Source organism: Pedococcus soli, assembly GCF_054782575.1.
Genome location: NZ_BAAGSF010000006.1, coordinates 298,466 through 316,965 on the forward strand (window position 1 = coordinate 298,466; position 18,500 = coordinate 316,965).

Here is an 18,500-nt window from a genome sequence, read left to right on the forward strand (position 1 = left end):
GCGGACGGGGACCGGACAGCACACCGTCAGCCGTCCCCGGCCGGTAGTTTCGAGCCCGTGGCCACCAGCATCTACATCGCCGGCACCGAAGCCCAGTCCGGCAAGTCGGCGGTGGCGGTCGGGCTGCTCGACCAGGTGAGTCGACGGGCAGGGCGGGTGGGGGTCTTCCGGCCCATCGTCCGTGCCGGTGTCCCCGACGAGCTGGTCCGCACCCTGCTGTCCCAGCTCCCGGGAGACCTGACGGTCGAGCAGGCGTGCGGCGTCACCTACGACGACCTGCACGCCTCACCCGAGCGCGCGATGGGGACCATCGTGGACCGGTTCCACGAGGTGGCCCGCGGGCACGACGTCGTCCTCGTCGTCGGGTCGGACTTCACCGACGTGGCGGCGCCCACCGAGTTCTCGGTCAACGCCGCGGTCGCGGCCAACCTGGGCTCCCGGCTGCTGCTGGTGGTCCCCGCCCAGGGGCACGACCCGGCCGAGGTGGCGACCACGGCCGAGATGGCCGTGGTCGCCGCGCGGGAGGCGCACGCGCACGTCACTGGCGTCGTCGCCAACCAGGTCGACCCGGCCCTGCTGGAGGAGACGGCGTCGGCGGTCTCGACCCGCGTGGGGGTCCCCGTGCAGGCCCTGCCCGAGACCCCGCTGCTGCGGGCCCCCACGGTCAGGGACCTCATGGACGCCTGCTCCGGCCGGCTGGTCCACGGCGACACGGCGTGGCTGGACCGCGAGTGCACCGGGCTGGTGGTGGCGGCGATGACCATGCCGCACGTCCTCGACCGCCTGATCGAGGGCGGGGTCGTCATCGTGCCCGGCGACCGTGAGGACGTCGTGCTCGGGGTGCTGCTGGCGCACCGGTCGAAGACCTTCCCGACGCTGTCCGGGATCGTCCTCAACGGGGGCTTCCCGCTCACCCCGCAGGTCGAGCGGCTCATCGAGGGGTTGGACGTCGTGCTGCCCGTCATCGCGACGGACAGCGGGACCATGACGACCGCGACCCGCCTGGGCGCCGCCCGTGGGCGCCTCGCCCCCGACTCCACCCGCAAGCTCGAGGCCGCTGTCGCCATGGTCGAGCGCGGCCTCGACGCCGAGACACTGCTCGGACCCGTCGCCGCGGCCGGGGAGGGCACGGTGACCCCGTTGATGTTCGAGCACCGACTGGTCGACGACGCCCGCGCGGCGGGGTCGCACATCGTCCTGCCCGAGGGTGCGGAGGACCGCATCCTGCTGGCCGCCGACACCGTCCTCGGCCGAGGCATCGCGCGGCTCACGCTGCTCGGGGACCCCGAGGTCATCCACGCCAACGCCCAGCGGCTCGGCGTCGACGTCTCCTCGGCGGCCGTCGTCGACCCGGGGACGAGCGAGCTGCGCGAGGGGTTCGCGGCCGACTACGCCCGGCTGCGCGCCCACAAGGGCGTCACGCTCGACCAGGCCCGCGACCGCGTCGTCGACCCCTCGTACTTCGGAACGATGATGGTCCACCAGGGACTGGCCGACGGCATGGTCTCCGGGTGCATCACGACCACGGCCCACACGATCCGTCCCGCGCTGGAGATCGTCCGCACGGCGCCCGACGTCTCGGTCGTCTCCAGCGTCTTCCTCATGTGCCTGGCCGACCGGGTCCTCGTCTACGGCGACTGCGCGGTCAACCCCGACCCGACCGCCGAGCAGCTCGCCGACATCGCGATCTCCTCGGCGCGGACCGCCCGGCAGTTCGGCATCGAGCCGAGGGTCGCGATGCTGTCCTACTCGACGGGGGAGTCCGGTTCGGGCGTGGACGTCGACAAGGTGCGCGCCGCGACCGCGCTGGTCCACGAGCGCGCTCCCGGGCTGCTCGTCGAGGGCCCCATCCAGTACGACGCCGCCGTCGACCTGGCCGTCGCCGCGACCAAGCTCAAGGACAGCCCTGTCGCCGGCCGGGCCACGGTGCTGGTGTTCCCCGACCTCAACACCGGGAACAACACGTACAAGGCGGTGCAGCGCAGTGCGTCGGCCGTTGCCATCGGCCCGGTCATGCAGGGGCTCAACCAGCCGGTCAACGACCTGTCCCGCGGGGCCCTCGTGCGGGACATCGTCAACACCATCGCCATCACCGCGATCCAGGCGGGAGCCCGGTGACCGCCGCCCGCCCGGTCCTCGTGGTCAACGCCGGGTCGTCGTCCCTGAAGTACCAGGTGCTCGACGCCGCGACCGGCGTGACGGAGGCGACGGGGATCATCGAACGCATCGGGGGCGCCGCCCACCTGCGCCACACCACCCCGGCGGGCACCCACGAGGAGGACCTCGCCTGCCCCGACCACCGCGCCGCGATCGACGCCGCCCGCGACGCCCTGCGCCGCCACGGCCCCGACACCAGCTCTCTCGGCCTGTACGCCGTGGGCCACCGCGTCGTCCACGGCGGCCCCCACTTCACCGAACCCGTCCTCGTCGACGACGACGTCCTGGCCGCCATCGAGGACCTCGTCCCGCTGGCCCCGCTGCACAACCGGGCGAACCTCGAGGGCATCCGCAGCGCCCGCCGCTCCTTCCCGGGAACGCCACAGGTGGCCGTCTTCGACACGGCCTTCCACCAGACGCTGCCGCCGGAGGCGTTCACGTACGCGGTGCCCGCCGAGTGGCGCGAGGAGCACCAGGTACGGCGGTACGGCTTCCACGGCACCTCGCACCGGTTCGTCTCGCGTCGCACCGCCGAGCTCCTCGGCCGCGCGCCCGGCCACTGCAACGTCATCGTGCTCCACCTCGGCAACGGCGCCAGCGCCTGCGCGGTCCGTGGCGGCCACAGCATCGACACCTCGATGGGCCTGTCCCCGCTCGAGGGACTGGTCATGGGCACCCGCTCGGGGGACGTCGACCCGGCGCTCGGCGCCTACCTCCAGCGGGTCGCGGGACTGGACCCCGCCGCATACGACGAGGCCCTCAACAAGGGCAGCGGGCTCCTGGGGCTGGCCGGCATCGCCGACCTGCGCGAGCTCGACGCACGTCGTGAGGCGGGCGACGACGGCGCAGCCCTGGCGTTCGCCGTGATGGTCTACCGGCTTCGCAAGTACGTCGGGGCGTACGCCGTGGCGCTCGGACGGGTCGACGCCATCGCCTTCACCGGTGGCATCGGGGAGAACAGTGCCAGCGTCCGCGCGGCGGTCCTGGGTGGCCTCGACGTGCTGGGCGTGGAGCTCGACCCCACGGCCAACGCCGACGGCGACCCCGAACGAAGGGTGACCACCGACGAGAGCCGGGTCGCAGCCTGGGTCGTGCCGACCAACGAGGAGCTCGAGATCGCCCGGGCCTGCCTGGCCGTCCTGGGGGACGGGCAGGACGGGTGAGGCCGCCGCATAGGGTGCTCGCGTGAGCACTCTCTACCGCGGCGGCTTCGTCTACTCACCCATCGACCCCTTCGCGAACGCGATGGTCGTCGACGACGCGACGGGCACGATCGCGTGGATCGGCGGGGACGATGCCGCCTCGGTCCACGGCGACGCGGTGGACCGCGTGGTCGACCTCGACGGCGCCCTCGTGACCCCGGCGTTCGTCGACTCGCACGCGCACCTCTCCCAGACCGGCGCCGGCCTGCGCGGCGTCGACCTCGGCACCACCCGCAGCGTCGCCGAGGCGCTGTCCCGCATCGAGGACGCCGCCCGCCGCCAGCAGGGGCGCCCCGTGTACGCCCCCAACTGGGACCAGGGCCGTTGGGCGGAGCGCCGTCCGGTCACCGGCGCCGAGCTCGACCGTGCCACCTACGGCGGCGTGGTGTACTCACCGCGCATCGACGGCCACTCCGCCGTGGTCTCCTCGGCGCTCGCGGCCGCCTCGGGTGCCCGTGACCTCCCCGGGTGGGAGGGAGAGGGCCTGGTGACCCGCGAGGCGCACCACGCGGCCCGCGTCGCCTTCGCCGACGCGGTCACCCCGGCCCAGCGCCGCGCCGACATCGACCTCGCCCTGCGCAGCGCCGCGGCCGCCGGGATCGGCCTGGTCCAGGAGAACGGCGGGCCTGTCCTGTCCAGCGCCGACGACTTCGCCGACGTGCTGGCGGCGGGGGAGCGCGGCGACGGGCCCCAGACCCTCGGCTACTGGGCCGAGCTCGTCGCCGACGAGCAGCAGGCCTGCGACCTCGCCACCCTGCACGGCGCCCACGGCCTGGCCGGCGACCTGAACGTGGACGGTTCCATCGGGTCGCGCACCGCCCACCTGCGGTCCGACTACACGGATGCCCTGGGACACACGGGCAACGCCTACCTGTCCGTCGCCCAGGTCCGCGACCACGTGGCCGCCTGCTCCCTGGCCGGGCTGCAGGCCGGGTTCCACGTCATCGGCGACGCGGGAGTGGACACCGTCGTGGAGGGGTTCGAGGCGGCCGCGGCGCTGGTCGGTGCCCCCGTGGTGGCCCGGTCCCGGCACCGGCTCGAGCACCTCGAGATGGTCGACCCCGGCCAGATCGCCCGGCTCGTGGCGCTCGGGGTGGGCGCCAGCGTCCAGCCCGCCTTCGACGCCTTCTGGGGCGGTTCGGACGGCATGTATGCCGTGCGGCTCGGGACCGAGCGCGTCATCGGCGAGGCGCCGATGAACCCGTTCGCCTCGATGCTCGCCGCCGGTATGACGGTGGCGTTCGGCTCCGACTCGCCCGTGACGCCGTTCGCGCCGTGGGAGGCGGTCCGCGCCTGCATCGCCCACCACGACGAGCGGCAGCGCATCTCTGCCCGGTCGGCCTTCCTCGCCCACACCCGCGGGGGGTGGCGCGCTGCCGGCTTCGACGACCGTGGCTACCTCGACCTCGGCCTGCCGGCGACGTTCGCCGTCTGGAAGGTGGGCGACCTCGTCGTGCAGGCACCGGACGACCGGATCCAGACATGGAGCACCGACCCACGCTCCGGCACCCCCGGCCTGCCCGACCTGTCGCCCGGCGAACCCGCTCCGCAGTGCCTGCGCACCGTCGTCCGTGGCCGCACGGCCTTCGACGCGGGAGCTCTTACCTAGAGGATTTGCGGCCCAGCCCGCGAATGGCCGAAGATCCTCGCGCTCGCTGCTAGATTTGCCGCGTGTCTTCGCGAGCCAAACCCCTGCTGGACCTCGATCCCGCCACCGTCCGCCAGGCCCGCGCCCTCGCGCGCAAGGCCGGCCGTCCCGTCGTCAAGCTGGCCCAGAGCCACACGACCGTCTCCGTCGAACGGGCCACGCTGCGCCTCGCCGGCCTGTCCGGCGCCGACCACGAGCGGGTGCCGTGGGTCAACCACCTCGTCGACGCGGTCCGCGCCGAGGTCGGCCTCGAGCACGGGGTCACCACCCCGGTGTACGACGCCCTGCGCAGGGGAGAGGCACCAGACCTGCTGACCCTGGCCCAGAAGGCCGCCAGCGGCTCGGTGCAGTTCCGGCTCCCCGCGGGCCGTGAGACCACCCGTGCCCAGGCCCTGGCGCGACGCGAGGTGAGCCGCGGCATACGCACCATCGACAAGCAGCGCGCCAACCGCGACCGGCTCATCACGCGCCACGGCGACCCCGAGCAGCGCCCGTGGATCTACCTCATCGTCGCCACCGGCGACATCTACGAGGACATCCCCCAGGCCCAGAACGCCGCCCGCGAGGGTGCCGACATCATCGCCGTGATCCGCTCCACCGGGCAGTCGCTGCTCGACTACGTGCCCGAGGGCGCCACCCGCGAGGGGTATGCCGGCACGTACGCCACGCAGGAGAACTTCCGGCTCATGCGTGCGGCCCTGGACGAGACGTCCAAGGAGCTCGGCCGCTACATCCGCCTCACCAACTACGCGTCGGGGCTGTGCATGCCCGAGATCGCCACGCTGGCCGGGCTCGAGCGCCTCGACATGATGCTCAACGACTCGATGTACGGGATCCTCTTCCGCGACATCAACCCGATCCGCACCTTCGTCGACCAGCGGTTCAGCCGCCAGATCCACGCCCGTGCCGGGATCATCATCAACACCGGCGAGGACAACTACCTCACCACCGCGGACGCCGTCGAGGCCGCGCACACGGTCACCGTGAGCCAGCTGCTCAACGAGTACTTCGCCAAGGAGGCCGGGCTCGAGGACTGGCAGCTCGGCCTGGGCCACGCGTTCGAGATCAACCCCGAGCTCCCCGACAGCTTCCGGATGGAGCTCGCGCACGCCCTGCTCGCCCGCCAGCTGTTCCCCGACGCGCCGCTGAAGTGGATGCCGCCGACCAAGCACATGACCGGCGACGTGTTCCGCGGCTACCTCCTCGACGGGTTCTTCAACCTCGTCGGTGCCATGACCGGCCAGGGCATCCTGCTCGTCGGCATGATGACCGAGGCGGTCGTCACGCCGTTCCTGTCCGACCGCGACCTGGCGCTGCAGAACGTCCGCTACGTGCTCAACGCCGCTGGTGGCCTCACCGAGGACTTCCACCCGCCGCGTGACGGGTTCATCCAGACCCGGGCCCGCCAGGTGCTCGGTGACGCGATCGACCTGCTCACCGACATCACCCAGGAGCCGGGGAAGGCCCCGCTGCTCGAGGCCATCGCCGACGGTACGTTCGGCCTGATGAAGCGCCCGGCCGACCGGGGCAAGGGCCTCGACGGCGTCGTCGTGCGCGCCGACGACTACGACAACCCCGCCACGACGATGCTCGAGGAGGGCTCGAACCGATGAGCGCGTCCACGACCGACAGCGCGATGCCCCTGGAGCCGATGCCCAAGGCAGGCAAGCAGGGAGCCCCGGCAAAGCGTCAACCCGACATCATCCGTCCGTACGGCGACACCACCGGCGACGGCATGGTCCAGGTCTCCTTCACCCTCCCCGTGCCGCACGACAAGCGTGCCGAGGGTGCGGCCCTGCAGCTCGCCGCCAAGATGGGCCTGGAGCCGGCGCTCCTCGTCCACGCCAAGCCGATGGGCCCCGACTTCACCTTCTTCGTCGTCTACGGCAGCGCCAAGCACCTCGTCGACCTGCGCGAGGTCACGGTCGTGGAGCGCGAGTTCCCGTTGCTCAGCCCGACCGAGGTCAACAAGGCCATCAAGTCCCGCCTGCGCCGCAAGCTCGTCGTCGTCGGCGCCTGCATCGGCACCGACGCGCACACGGTGGGCATCGACGCGATCCTCAACATCAAGGGCTTCGCGGGGGAGAAGGGCCTGGAGTACTACCGCGAGGTCAAGGTGGTGAACCTCGGCGCCCAGGTCCTCGTCCCCGAGCTCGTCGAGCGGGCGCGGGCCGAGAAGGCCGACGCCGTCATGGTGAGCCAGGTCGTCACCCAGCGTGACGCCCACATCCACAACACGACGACGATGAGCGCCGCCTTCCGCGAGGCGTACCCCGCAGGCCAGGTCCCGTTGCTCGTCGTCGGCGGGCCGCGGTTCGAGGAGGGGTCCGCCCCCAAGCTCGGCGTCGACCGCATCTTCGGCCGGGGAACCACCCCGGGCGAGGTGGCCAGCTACCTCGTCCACGCGCTGGCAGCCCCGACCACCAAGGAGAAGGCATGACCACGCCAGCAGCCGGCCCCACCGTCGGCCGGACCGTCACCCACCGTCGCTACGTGCCCTACAGCCACGCCCACTACGCGGGCAACCTCGTCGACGGCGCCTACTCGCTGGCGGCGTTCGGCGACGTGGCCACGGAGATGTGCATCGTCACCGACGGCGACGAGGGCCTGTTCGCGTCGTACTCCGACGTGCAGTTCAGGGCCCCTGTCCGTGCCGGTGACGTCATCGAGATCGAGGCACGGCTGGTGCGCGTCGGCACCCGGAGCCGCGAGATGGAGTTCGAGGTGCGTGTGGTCGGCCGGGGCGCCCCGGAGCGCGGCGAGTCCAGCGCGGACCTGCTCGACCCGCCGCTGGTGGCCACGACCGCCCGGGGGGTCGTGGTCGTCCCCCCGTCGGCCTCCGACAGCTGAGACCGGCTTCGGCGTGTCGCGACGGACACGCCGACCGTTCGTCGAATGGGTTGTCCCGTAACGGTTCTCGTCCCCTTGGCTGACCTGCGCAATGGCGAGTTTCCGCCACGGACGGTGTCTTGACACCCCTTCCCACGCCGGTAGGTTTGCCCACGGTCGTCCACCCGACGAACCGTCCGCGAGGGGGAATCCGCGCAGGGACGGACTCACTGACCGGTGGCTAGCGCGCGCAGCCACCGCCCGCCAGCAGTGAGTTCCGGACTCGAGCAGGTGCCCTGACCGAGGCGGTGGGGGACGGCGGCACGGCCCGTGCGCCTAGTAGACAACAGCAGGCTGTCGACACCCAGCCGACCCCCTGCTGGTCCCAACGGCAGCACGGGCCGTGCCGTGTCCTACCGTGGTGCCGTGCCGACGTCCTCCCGCCCGCGGGTCACCACCCTCGTCGTCCTCGTGCTCGCCGCAGCCTCCGGTGTGGCCACCGCGTTCGCCTTCCCCACGCACGACGTGTGGTGGCTCGCCCCGCTGGGCGTGGGCCTGCTCTCGTGGACCGTGACGGGGGCCCGGTGGCGGCTGGCGGCCCTGGCCGGCCTCGCGCACGGCCTGGGCTTCTTCCTGCCGACCCTGTCGTGGTCCGGGATCTACGTGGGCAAGCTCCCGTGGTTCGCGCTGTCCACCCTCGAGGCCCTGTACATCGCGGCCATGTGCGCCGTCGTCGCCGTCGTCCAGCGTCCGCTGCTCGGGACGCGACTGCGGCCCCTGGCGCACGCCGTCGTGCCGCTCGCCTGGGTCCTGCAGGAGTGGGCACGCAGCACCACGCCGTTCGGCGGCTTCCCGTGGGCCCGGCTCGCGTTCAGCCAGGCCGACAGCCCGCTCGCGCCCTTCGCCCGCTTCGCAGGGGCGCCCGGCCTCACCTTCGCCGTCGCCGCGGTGGGGGTCCTGCTCCACGTGGGGGTCGAGGCAGCCGTCCGCCGCGCCCGCCACGCCCGCCGACCGGGCGTGCCGGTGACGGCCGCGCAGCCGGTTCTCGGCGCTGTGCTGGCCGTCCTGGCGCTGGCCCCTCTGGGCCTGGCCCTGGCCACGACGCCGCCCACCGACGGCCGGAAGGTCTCGGTCCTGCTCGTCCAGGGGAACGTGCCCAAGGCGGGACTGGACTTCAACTCCGAACGGCGCAAGGTCCTCGACAACCACGTGCAGGGCACCCTTGCCGCGGCGGCCCGCAACCCGGTGCCGCCGAGCCTGGTCGTCTGGCCCGAGAACGCCTCCGACATCGACCCCTTCCGCAACCTCGACGCCGCCGCCGACATCCGGCTGGCGGTCGAGACGGTCAAGGCGCCGCTGCTGCTGGGCGCCGTCCTGGTCGGACCGGGGGAGTACGTCTCCAACGCCAGCCTGTTCTACCTGCCGGGCAGCAACGACCCTCAGCGCTACGTCAAGCAGCACCCCGTGCCGTTCGCGGAGTACATCCCCTACCGGAGCTTCTTCCGGAACTTCAGCGACAAGGTCGACCTCGTGACCCGCGACTTCGCCAAGGGGGACCGCGCCGGCGCGTTCGAGGTACCGGTCAAGGGCCAGGAACCGTACTGGATCATCCCGACCATCTGCTTCGAGGTGGCCTACGACGACCTCATGCGCGACTCGACGCTGCAGGCCGGCAAGACCGCCAACATCCTCGCCGTCCAGACCAACAACGCCACGTTCGGCTACACCGCCGAGTCCGAGCAGCAGTTCGCCATCAGCCGGATCCGCGCCATCGAGCACGGCCGTTCGGTCGTCCACGTCTCGACGGTGGGGGTCAGCGGCTTCATCAACCCCGACGGAACGTACGTCGACAAGACCTCGTTGTTCACCCCGGCAGCCGAGTTCGGCTCCCCGGTGGTCCGCTCGGAGGTCACCGTCGCCGACCGGCTCGGTCCGCTGCCGGAGTATGCCGCGGCCCTGGCCACGGTGGCCCTGCTCGCCATCGGACAGTGGCTGCGTCGCCGGGACGCTAGGGTCGAGGCCGCCGCCACCGACCCCGCGGGGCCGGCAGAGTCACGAAGGGACAGCGTCGTTGTCTGACCAGATCGACCGGGTGCTCGTCTGCATCCCGACCTACAACGAGCGGGAGAACCTCCCGCTCGTCGTCCGCCGCATCCGCGACGCCGTTCCGAGCGCGGACGTCCTCGTCCTGGACGACAACTCCCCGGACGGCACCGGCGACGTCGCCGACGAGCTGGCGGCCGCCGACGCCCAGGTCCAGGTGCTGCACCGGCCGGGTAAGCAGGGTCTGGGCATGGCCTACCTCGCAGGCTTCCACTGGGGGCTGGACCGTGGGTACGACGCCATCGTGGAGATGGATGCGGACGGTTCGCACCAGCCCGAGCAGCTGCACCGACTTCTCGACGCACTGACCCGCGCGGACCTCGTCATCGGCTCGCGCTGGGTGCGCGGCGGCTCCGTCGTCAACTGGCCGCTGCACCGCAAGGCGCTCAGCGTCGGCGGGAACCTCTACACCCGGGCCCTGCTGGGCATGCCCGTGCACGATGCGACCGCCGGGTACCGCGCGTACCGCGCCGACGCCCTGCGCGCGATGGGCCTGAGCCAGGTGGCCTCGCAGGGCTACTGCTTCCAGGTGGACCTGACCCGCCGCGCGGTGCGGCTCGGGCTGCGCGTCACCGAGGTGCCCATCACCTTCGTCGAGCGCGAGATCGGTGACTCGAAGATGAGTGGCGACATCATGCGCGAGTCGCTCCAGCGGATCACCTCGTGGGGCGTCCACCACCGGGCCGACCAGCTCCGCGGCCTCTCCCGCCGCCGGGAGGCGACGTGGCACGAGCTGTAGGCGGCACCCCATACGCCCGCGCGGGGCGGCCTCGCCGTCCGCGCTGGCTCGTCGTCGTGTTCGTCGTCCTGCTCGTCGTCCCGGTCCTGGAGATCGCGGCGATCATCGCCGTCGGCAGGGCGATCGGCGGGTGGCAGACCCTCGTGCTGCTGCTCGTGGAGTCCGCGCTGGGCGCCTGGCTCGTCCGGCGTGAGGGGGCCCGTGCCTGGGCCGCGCTCAACACCGCCCTGCGCACCGGGCAGATGCCCAGCCGCCAGCTCGCCGACGCGGCCCTCGTGCTGGTCGGCGGGACCCTGCTGCTGGCCCCGGGGTTCCTCACCGACATCGTCGGCTTCTTCTTCATCCTCCCCGTGACGCGACCCATCGCCCGGACGCTGCTCGAGGCCGCGGTGGCCCGGCGCCTGCTGGGCGGCTTCCAGGGCCGGTGGGGGAGCGGCCCCGGGGGCCCGAGCGGTCGGGGTGGCCCTGGTGGTCCGGGGGACGACCCCGGGGTGGTCGAGGGCGAGGTCCTCTGACCGGCACCGCCTCTGGCACGACGAACGGCCGCACCCCTTCGGGTGCGGCCGTTCGTCGTGGAGCCCGTCGGCTCGGTGAGGCGCTCAGGCAGTGCGCTTGCGGCGCGGCTTCTCGCCGCGGGACTCGCGCAGGAGGACCAGGCGCTCCTCGAGGAGCTCCTCGAGCTCGGGGATGGAGCGACGCTCCAGCAGCATGTCCCAGTGGGTGCGGACGTGCTTGACCTGCTTGGCCTCGGGCTCGGGGCCGTCGACGAGACGGGCCTCCTCGCCGCACCGGCACTCCCAGGTCGGCGGGATCTCTGCCTCGATCGAGAACGGCAACTCGGTCCGGTGCCCCTGCGGGCACACGTATGCGGTGATCTGACGCTCGCTCGGGACGACGTGGTCGTCGGTCTCGAGGCTGTGTGAAACCATTCGGCTACCGCGAAGGGTGCGCTCTGCCATGGTGGGTTCTCCCAACGTGCGTGGTTCCCAGCCCGCTCTGTCGGGGGCTCGGGATTCGTCAGGGATAACGACGCCGACCCCTGCAATGTTCCGACGCATGAGCGTGTCGCACGGTTGGCAGGCTGTGACACAGGTCACATTTCGGGCTGTCAGCGCAGGTCAGACGACCTCGGGCAGCTCGTTCCCGGCGTCGAGGATTCCCCGTCGCATGTCGACCCGCGCGAGCAGGATCCCGCCGATGACGAAGAAGACCACCAGGGCCACGATGGCCGGGCGGTACGAGCCGGTCCACTGGTAGACCAGCCCGAAGGTCAGCGTGCCGAACCAGCTCGTGCCACGCTCCATCGCCTGGTAGAGGCTGAAGAACTCCGCCTCCCGGTTCTTCGGGACGAGCTGGCTGTAGAGCGACCGGCTCAGCGCCTGGGTCCCGCCGAGCACCAGACCGATGGCGACCCCCAGGGCGAACAGCGGGGGGAGGGTCCGGTCGGGCAGGAAGTAGGCGACCACGACGACGCCGCTCCACAGGACGAGGCCGGCCAGCACGCAGCGCCACGCGCCATACCTCTTGGCGAGCCAGCCGAACAGGAGGGCGCCGCCGATGCCGACGAACTGCACCATGAGGAAGAGGGTGAGCATCGTCGTCTCGGCGAAGCCGAGCTCGCGCTGGCCGTAGAGGCTGGACTGGCCGATGACGGTCTGGATGCCGTCGTTGAAGAACAGGTAGGCGACGAGGAACAGCAGGGTCTGGGGGAACAGCCGCAGCTCGCGGAACGTGGACCCGAGCTGGCGGATGCTGCCCCCGACGATCCCGGCCGTCCGGGCGACCTCTGGCCGCTCCACCCCGCGCAGGCGCCACATGCCGATCACGGGGATGAGGGTGAAGGCCGCCCACCACAGGCCGGCCATGAGCATGCTCAGCCGGACGGCACCCCCCTTGTCCAGCCCGAGCTTGCCGGGGTCGGACAGCATGAGGAAGTTCACCGCCAGCAGCAGGCCACCACCGAGGTAGCCGAGCGCCCACCCGCGCGAGGAGACCTTGTCGCGGTCGTCGGGGCTCGCGATGCGGCACAGGATCGAGTCGTAGACCACCAGCGACGCACCCAGGCTCAGGGTGGCGACGATCAGCAGCACCACGCCGAGCTGCCAGTTGGTGCCCTTGACCAGCGCCATCAGGCACGCCGCCACCGCACCGACCCCGGCGAAGGCACCGAGCAGCCGTGCCGGGCGGGGGGACCGGTCCGCGATCGCCCCGACGAAGATCAGCGCGACGGCCGAGATGATCGTGGCGAGCGTGACGGTGAACGGTGCGAGCGAGCCGGGGGAGATGCCCACCCCGAGGACCTCGAGGTTGGTGCGACAGGTCTGCCCGTCCGCGAGGTCCGGACAGGCGGCGCTCTCGGCCACTGCGGTGAGGTACGGGGTGAACAGGACCGTCGCGGTCGTGGTGACGTAGGCGGAGTTGGCCCAGTCGTACCAGTACCAGGACCTGCGGTAGTGCTCGTTCCCGACCCAGGCCGCCTGCTGGTCGACCGCCGCTGTTGTCATGCGTGAAGGGTGGCACAGCGACCGTTGTCACAGATGCGTATTGCTACCCAGGACGAGCGGCGAGTCGGCGGCTCGCGAGGTCGTGGGGGAGTGCGACTAGCCCGCGTACTCCCAGTGCCACGGCTCGGGCAGCGAGCCGTCCGGCTCGGCCCACGAGGGATGGAACCATCCGTACAGGGGGGCGTTCTGCTTCATCCACAGGTGGGCCGAGGACCCGAAGCTCTGGATCCCTCCGCAGAGGTCGACAGCGCGTCCGAAGCCGTGCTCGCTGCGCCCCGGGGTGGCGGCCCACTTGCCGCGGTCCGCCTTGACCGAGACCTGCTCGGCGAACGACCGGTAGGAGTCGGTGATGCAGATCGGGGACCCGGTGTCCTTCTCGTAGGCCAGGCTCATCGCGTTGAAGGCCGCCGCCGCGCCGGGGCGCAGGCTCTGGGTGGGGTCGGCGTACAGCGGGCACAGGCCTGCGGCCGGGATGGCACCGTTCGGGTACTCGAGCTCGTTGGTGCTGCAGGCCTTGACCGAGCCGTCGGCCTTGACGCCGGGGACGATCATCGCCTTGCGCAGACGGGCCGTGGCCGCCTTGCCCGCCTCGGTCTCGCTGCCGAGGAGCAGCCCCGCGATCGGCCCGACCTTGGTCACCTGGGCGGCGTGCAGGGCGCGGGTGGCGTCGAGCTGTGACTTCTGCTGGGCGATGGCGGCGTCGAGCTTGGTCTTGGCCTCGGCCGCGGCAGCGGCGAGCTCCTTGGCGCGGGTGCTGGCCTCGACAGCCCTGACCGCGGCCTCCTGCTGGAGGGCGGTGTGGTCCTCGACCTTGTTGAAGGCCCAGGTCCGCTGGTCGCTGAGGTAGGAGAGCTGGGCTGCGGTGTCGCTGGCCTCGCTCGCGTCCTTGCCCAGGGCCTCGAACAACAGGCTCACGTCGCCGAGGGTGCCGCCACCACCGGCATAGGCCTGGTAGGCCCACTGACCGAGGGCCCGGCGGTCCTCACCCAGCTGGGTGCTCAGGCTCTGGTAGAGGGCGACGCTCCGGGCTGCCTCGTCGACGGCAGTGCGTTCGGCGGTCCGCGCCTCGGAGTACTGCTGCAGCAGGGTGTTGGCCTGCTTGGCGTAACGGTCCAGCTTGGTCGCCGACGCGGCGATGGCGGCGTTGGAACGGGTGAGGTCTGCGGTGAGGGCGTCGGCCTGGGCGATCTGGGCGGCGACCTGCGCAGGGCTGAGCGTGGCCTTGTCCTTGACGGCCTTGTCCTTGACGGCCTTGTCCTTGGCCGCCTTCTGCTTCGCCGCCTTGTCCTTGGCGTCCTTGGCGTCCTTGGCGCTCTGGTCCAGCAGCGAGCTGGCCGCACTGGCGCTGACGACGGCTCCCGAGGTGGGCGTCGGGGTCGACGCCTGAGCCGAGGTCCCGCCGACCAGCACCATGACCGCGACTGCGGTCCCGGTGAGTCCGGCGCGCGTGCCGAGCCCAACCACGATCTGTCCCAACTCTCGTCCTCGCGCAGCCCGGGGGGTGGGCGGCGCCATGCTCCTCGAGGAGGCTAACCGCGCGGGCGCGCAGCCCGCCTCGGTCGTTCCGGCACAAACTTCGGCCGTTCTACCGAGCCGGTCGCTCCATCAGGCTGACGACGTGTCCGCTTGCGCCCCGTTGGTGCACCTCGCGGTACCCGCGGGCACGGTGGAAGGCCAGGGACGGCTCGTTCGGTGGATCGATGTTGACCTCCAGCACCAACCGACCCCGGGGGACCGCGGACGCCTCGACGGCGTCGTAGACGGCCGAGGCGAGCCCGCGGCGCCGGAACGTCCCGTCGATGACGATGCGGTCGAGGTAGTCGAACGCGTCGCCGTACTCCTGGGAGAACCAGCGGTAGTTCTCCGAGTCGTAGTCGCTGCCGGGGGAGAAGACGAGGACGAAGCCGGCGACCTGTCCGTCGCACACGATGACGTCGGCCCGGGACGCCCAACCACGCAGCTGGTGCAGGCGGGCCGCGTCCATCGGCGAGAGCAGCTCCACGTGGCGGCGGTTCAGGTCCAGGACCGCGTCGACGTCGTCGTCCATCATCGGTCGGAGCAGGTTCGAACGGTCCATGGAGGCGAGTCTGTCACCCATGACATTTGTCACTTCCGCCCTGGTCGGGGGCTGCATAACCTCCGCCGGTCACGTGGTGCCCGATCCGTCCGTTGCCACCTGCTTCCACCCCTACAGGAGTGCCCGTATGCGTCGTCCCGCCCCCTCGTCCCACCGTGCGTCCGAGACACCGGCCCGCACGACCCCACGGACGGCGGTGACGGCGGGTGCAGCCCTGCTCGCCGCGGCCGCCCTCACCGCCGGCGGCGCCTCTGCCGCGAGCGCGCACGACTCGCACGACCACCACGGGGGAGGCCAGCGCCTCGCCCCCCGCACGCACTTCACGATGAAGGACGACGGGTCCAGCGGCGCGACCCAGGGCGGTGAGGGGATCCCCAACATCGACATCGTCAAGAAGACGATCTACACCTACTACGGCGACCCCACCGGGACCGGGGCGGCGAACCCGACCTCGTCGCCATACGTGTCCGAGATGGCCTCGATCCTGGCCAGGCAGCGTCGCGAGCTGCCCCGCCTGCTGGCGGACGCCCGGCGCCACCACACGAAGCCGGCCATCGTCTTCGACGCCGACGACACCACCCTGTGGACCTACCAGATGGAGGTCGGCGACATGAAGTTCGTGTTCACGCCGGCTGCCCAGCAGCCGTGGGTCGACGGCGAGCGGTTCCCGGCGGTCCCGGGCATGGTCGACTTCGTCAACGACGCGCAGGAGATGGGTTTCACCGTGTTCGGCCTCACCGGACGCAGCGACAGCCAGAAGGCCCACACGGTGAGCAACCTGGCCAAGGTCGGCTACACGGCATTCCCGTCGGACCGCTTCTTCACCAAGTACGACTCGGGCAGCACCCCTCCGGCCTACCTGCCGCCGTCGTGGTGCGCGGCCTACCCCAAGTGCACGACCGTGGAGTACAAGGCCGGCACCCGGCGCCACATCGAGCAGGACCTCGGGTACGACGTCGTGCTCAACGTCGGTGACCAGTTCTCCGACCTGCAGGGTGGCTTCGCCGACCGGGCCCTCAAGCTGCCCAACCCGACCTACTACCTGCCGTCGCCCAACCTGCCGGGGGTGTCGCAGCCACGACTGGCCCCGCGCACCCGCTTCACCATGGCTCCCGACGGCACCAGCGGTGCCACCCAGGGCGGTGAGGGGATCCCCAACATCGACGTCGTCAAGAAGACCATCGCCGTCTACTACGGCGACACCGGATCGGGCACGTCCGACAAGGTGTCCTCGCCGTACATCTCGGAGATGACGCGCCTGGTGGGCCGGCGCAGCCACAGCCTGCTGCAGCAGTGCGCCACCGGCGCGCGTCGCGGCACCAGGCCGGCCATCGTGCTCGACGCAGACGACACGACCCTGTGGACCTACGACATGGAGGTCTCGGCGATGCACTTCGTCTTCGACCCGGTCGTGCAGGACAGGGACTGGGTCCAGCCGCAGCGGTTCCCGGCCACCCCGGCGATGGTGTCGTTCGCCAACGCCGCCTCCGACGCGGGCTGCACCATCGTGGGCCTCACAGGGCGCAACAGCACCCAGCGCGACGCCACGCTCGGCAACCTCGCCAAGGTCGGCTACACCGGCTTCACCCCGGCGAACTACTACACGAAGTGGACCAGCAGCGAGCAGCCGCCTGCGTACGTGACCGCGGCGGACTGCGTGGCGTACCCGAAGTGCACGACGATCGAGTACAAGTCGACGACGCGGCGCCACGTCGTCGCGCAGGGGTATGACGTCATCGCCAACTTCGGCGACCAGTTCAGCGACCTCATCGGCGGCAGCGCCGACCGGGCGGTGAAGCTGCCGAACCCGACGTACTACCTCCCGTAGTCCCGTCGCTCTCCCACGGTGGAGTGGTCGCGAGGCGCAGCCCGCCGGGCTGCGCCTCGCGGTCGTCCACAGGGCACTGGCCGCCGGCCCTGCGTCCACAAGCAGCCGGAGGTTCCCTCGCCGCCCGTCCCGCCGCCTGGGCAGGCTCGTCCCATGGATGACATGGGGGAGTGGGTCAACGAGGTCCGTCTGGTCGGACGGGTCAGCCGGGCCGGCGAGGAGAGGGTGCTGCCCAGCGGCGACACCGTGGTGCAGCTGCGCCTGGTCGTTCCCCGCACGGGCAGCGACCACGGGTCGGCCCGGGTGGACACGGTCGACGTGGCCTGCTGGACGGCACGCACCCGGCGCAGCGCACTGCGCCTGACGACGGACGCGGTCGTCGAGGTGGAGGGCGCGCTGCGGCGGCGCTTCTTCCGGGCGGGCGGCGCCACCGCGAGCCGGTACGAGGTGGAGGCGAGCCGGGTCGCCGTCGTCCGCAGGGCGCCGCTCGCCGCCGCGCGGTGAGCCGGTTGGCAGCGTCCCGGTGACGTGACACGATCCGCTCGTGACCCACAGCGCGACGGAGGACCAGCGGCTGGGTGACCTCGCCCGGCTGCGCAGGGTCCGCGACCGCATCGACCGTGACTACGCCCAGCCGCTGGACGTGGAGGCGCTCGCCCGCGGGGCGCACATGTCTGCCGGTCACCTCAGCCGCGAGTTCCGACGCGCGTACGGGGAGTCGCCGTACGGCTACCTCATGACCCGGCGGATCGAGCGCGCCATGGCGCTCCTGCGCCGGGGCGACCTCAGCGTGACCGATGTCTGCTTCATGGTCGGTTGCTCGTCGTTGGGGACGTTCAGCACCCGCTTCACCGAGCTCGTGGGAGTGCCGCCGAGCACGTACCGCCGTGAGGCGGCGGAGGCGACCGCGGGGATGCCGTCCTGCGTGGCCAAGCAGGTCACCCGACCGATCAGGAATCGAGAAGCGTCACCGGACGCCGCGCAGCTAGCGTGAGCCCCATGGACATCACGATCCACTCGAGCTTCCTCCCGCACAACGACCCGGACGCGGCCCTGGCGTTCTACCGCGACCTGCTGGGTTTCGAGGTGCGCGGCGACGTCGGTTACAAGGGCCTGCGGTGGATCACCGTCGGACCACCGGACCAGCCTGCGACCTCCATCGTCCTGCACCCGCCGGCGGTCGACCCGGGCATCACCGAGGACGAGCGGCGCACCATCGTCGAGATGATGGCCAAGGGCACGTACGGCGGCATCCTGCTGGCCACGTCCGACCTCGACGCCACGTTCGAGAAGGTCCAGGCGGCGGACGTCGACATCGTCCAGGAGCCCACCGAGCAGCCCTACGGCGTTCGCGACTGCGCGCTGCGCGACCCGTCCGGCAACCTCATCCGGATCCAGGAACGTCGCTGAGGT

17 protein-coding genes are annotated in these 18,500 nt (G+C 71.7%); 13 read left to right on the forward strand and 4 right to left on the reverse strand.

The window, feature by feature from the left end; all coding sequences use genetic code 11:
* Positions 1-57: 57 nt before the first annotated feature.
* The 9 genes from pta (at position 58) to ACYVKF_RS16725 (ending at position 11,193) form a co-directional block, all read left to right on the forward strand.
* Positions 58-2,118: a phosphate acetyltransferase gene (pta, locus tag ACYVKF_RS16685; RefSeq protein WP_460967876.1), complete on the forward strand. Its 2,061-nt coding sequence runs from the start codon at positions 58-60 to the stop codon at positions 2,116-2,118.
* Positions 2,115-3,320 (forward strand): acetate/propionate family kinase, encoded by a 1,206-nt coding sequence (locus ACYVKF_RS16690; protein WP_460967878.1) that lies wholly within the window; start codon positions 2,115-2,117, stop codon positions 3,318-3,320. The genes pta and ACYVKF_RS16690 overlap by 4 nt, the downstream gene beginning before the upstream one ends.
* A 22-nt stretch (positions 3,321-3,342) precedes the next feature.
* Entirely contained in the window at positions 3,343-4,968 is a 1,626-nt protein-coding gene (locus ACYVKF_RS16695) for an amidohydrolase (protein WP_460967880.1), read from the forward strand.
* A 62-nt stretch (positions 4,969-5,030) separates the two neighbouring features.
* Positions 5,031-6,620 carry a lysine 5,6-aminomutase subunit alpha gene (gene kamD, locus ACYVKF_RS16700; protein ID WP_056919017.1) on the forward strand — a complete coding sequence of 530 codons (1,590 nt, stop codon included), beginning with the start codon at positions 5,031-5,033 and terminating at the stop codon, positions 6,618-6,620.
* Complete coding sequence (gene kamE, locus ACYVKF_RS16705) at positions 6,617-7,447, forward strand: lysine 5,6-aminomutase subunit beta (protein WP_235529156.1); 831 nt, start codon at positions 6,617-6,619, stop codon at positions 7,445-7,447. Before kamD ends, kamE begins: the two co-directional genes overlap by 4 nt.
* Positions 7,444-7,857 (forward strand): 3-aminobutyryl-CoA ammonia lyase, encoded by a 414-nt coding sequence (gene kal / locus ACYVKF_RS16710; RefSeq protein ID WP_056919018.1) that lies wholly within the window; start codon positions 7,444-7,446, stop codon positions 7,855-7,857. The genes kamE and kal overlap by 4 nt, the downstream gene beginning before the upstream one ends.
* A 405-nt stretch (positions 7,858-8,262) precedes the next feature.
* Complete coding sequence (gene lnt / locus ACYVKF_RS16715) at positions 8,263-9,915, forward strand: apolipoprotein N-acyltransferase (protein WP_460967883.1); 1,653 nt, start codon at positions 8,263-8,265, stop codon at positions 9,913-9,915.
* The gene (locus ACYVKF_RS16720) at positions 9,908-10,678 is read left to right on the forward strand and encodes a polyprenol monophosphomannose synthase (RefSeq protein ID WP_056914441.1); all 771 of its coding nucleotides are present in this window, start codon (positions 9,908-9,910) and stop codon (positions 10,676-10,678) included. The genes lnt and ACYVKF_RS16720 overlap by 8 nt, the downstream gene beginning before the upstream one ends.
* Positions 10,663-11,193: an FxsA family protein gene (locus ACYVKF_RS16725; protein ID WP_460967885.1), complete on the forward strand. Its 531-nt coding sequence runs from the start codon at positions 10,663-10,665 to the stop codon at positions 11,191-11,193. The genes ACYVKF_RS16720 and ACYVKF_RS16725 overlap by 16 nt, the downstream gene beginning before the upstream one ends.
* A gap of 84 nt (positions 11,194-11,277) precedes the next feature.
* Here ACYVKF_RS16725 and ACYVKF_RS16730 read toward each other — a convergent pair whose 3' ends face one another.
* From ACYVKF_RS16730 to ACYVKF_RS16745, 4 genes are all read right to left on the reverse strand, one after another.
* A complete protein-coding gene (locus tag ACYVKF_RS16730; RefSeq protein ID WP_056914443.1) occupies positions 11,278-11,637 on the reverse strand; it encodes an RNA polymerase-binding protein RbpA in 360 nt (119 codons plus the stop codon).
* Positions 11,638-11,796: 159 nt separating this feature from the next.
* Entirely contained in the window at positions 11,797-13,182 is a 1,386-nt protein-coding gene (locus tag ACYVKF_RS16735) for an MFS transporter (RefSeq protein ID WP_460967887.1), read from the reverse strand.
* Positions 13,183-13,278: 96 nt separating this feature from the next.
* Complete coding sequence (locus ACYVKF_RS16740; RefSeq protein ID WP_460967889.1) at positions 13,279-14,658, reverse strand: D-alanyl-D-alanine carboxypeptidase family protein; 1,380 nt, start codon at positions 14,656-14,658, stop codon at positions 13,279-13,281.
* A 109-nt stretch (positions 14,659-14,767) separates the two neighbouring features.
* Positions 14,768-15,259, reverse strand: coding sequence for a GNAT family N-acetyltransferase (locus ACYVKF_RS16745; protein WP_460967891.1), 492 nt, complete (start codon positions 15,257-15,259; stop codon positions 14,768-14,770).
* Between the two features lie 127 nt (positions 15,260-15,386).
* Here ACYVKF_RS16745 and ACYVKF_RS16750 point away from each other — a divergent pair, with 127 nt between their 5' ends.
* From ACYVKF_RS16750 to ACYVKF_RS16765, 4 genes are all read left to right on the forward strand, one after another.
* Positions 15,387-17,087, forward strand: coding sequence for an HAD family acid phosphatase (locus ACYVKF_RS16750; protein ID WP_460967893.1), 1,701 nt, complete (start codon positions 15,387-15,389; stop codon positions 17,085-17,087).
* Positions 17,088-17,240: 153 nt separating this feature from the next.
* Positions 17,241-17,591, forward strand: coding sequence for a single-stranded DNA-binding protein (locus ACYVKF_RS16755; protein ID WP_460967895.1), 351 nt, complete (start codon positions 17,241-17,243; stop codon positions 17,589-17,591).
* Between the two features lie 40 nt (positions 17,592-17,631).
* Positions 17,632-18,081, forward strand: a complete 450-nt coding sequence (locus ACYVKF_RS16760; RefSeq protein ID WP_460967897.1) for a helix-turn-helix transcriptional regulator — start codon at positions 17,632-17,634, stop codon at positions 18,079-18,081.
* A gap of 5 nt (positions 18,082-18,086) precedes the next feature.
* Positions 18,087-18,497 (forward strand): VOC family protein, encoded by a 411-nt coding sequence (locus ACYVKF_RS16765; RefSeq protein ID WP_460967899.1) that lies wholly within the window; start codon positions 18,087-18,089, stop codon positions 18,495-18,497.
* The last annotated feature ends 3 nt before the right edge of the window (positions 18,498-18,500 follow it).

Coding starts and splice junctions, on each gene's coding strand:
- ACYVKF_RS16765 (WP_460967899.1), top strand. CDS start 18,087: ATGGACATCACGATCCACTCGAGCTTCCTCCCGCACAACGACCCGGAC.
- ACYVKF_RS16730 (WP_056914443.1), bottom strand. CDS start 11,637: ATGGCAGAGCGCACCCTTCGCGGTAGCCGAATGGTTTCACACAGCCTC.
- ACYVKF_RS16755 (WP_460967895.1), top strand. CDS start 17,241: ATGGATGACATGGGGGAGTGGGTCAACGAGGTCCGTCTGGTCGGACGG.
- kal (WP_056919018.1), top strand. CDS start 7,444: ATGACCACGCCAGCAGCCGGCCCCACCGTCGGCCGGACCGTCACCCAC.
- ACYVKF_RS16745 (WP_460967891.1), bottom strand. CDS start 15,259: ATGGACCGTTCGAACCTGCTCCGACCGATGATGGACGACGACGTCGAC.
- kamE (WP_235529156.1), top strand. CDS start 6,617: ATGAGCGCGTCCACGACCGACAGCGCGATGCCCCTGGAGCCGATGCCC.
- ACYVKF_RS16750 (WP_460967893.1), top strand. CDS start 15,387: ATGCGTCGTCCCGCCCCCTCGTCCCACCGTGCGTCCGAGACACCGGCC.
- ACYVKF_RS16735 (WP_460967887.1), bottom strand. CDS start 13,182: ATGACAACAGCGGCGGTCGACCAGCAGGCGGCCTGGGTCGGGAACGAG.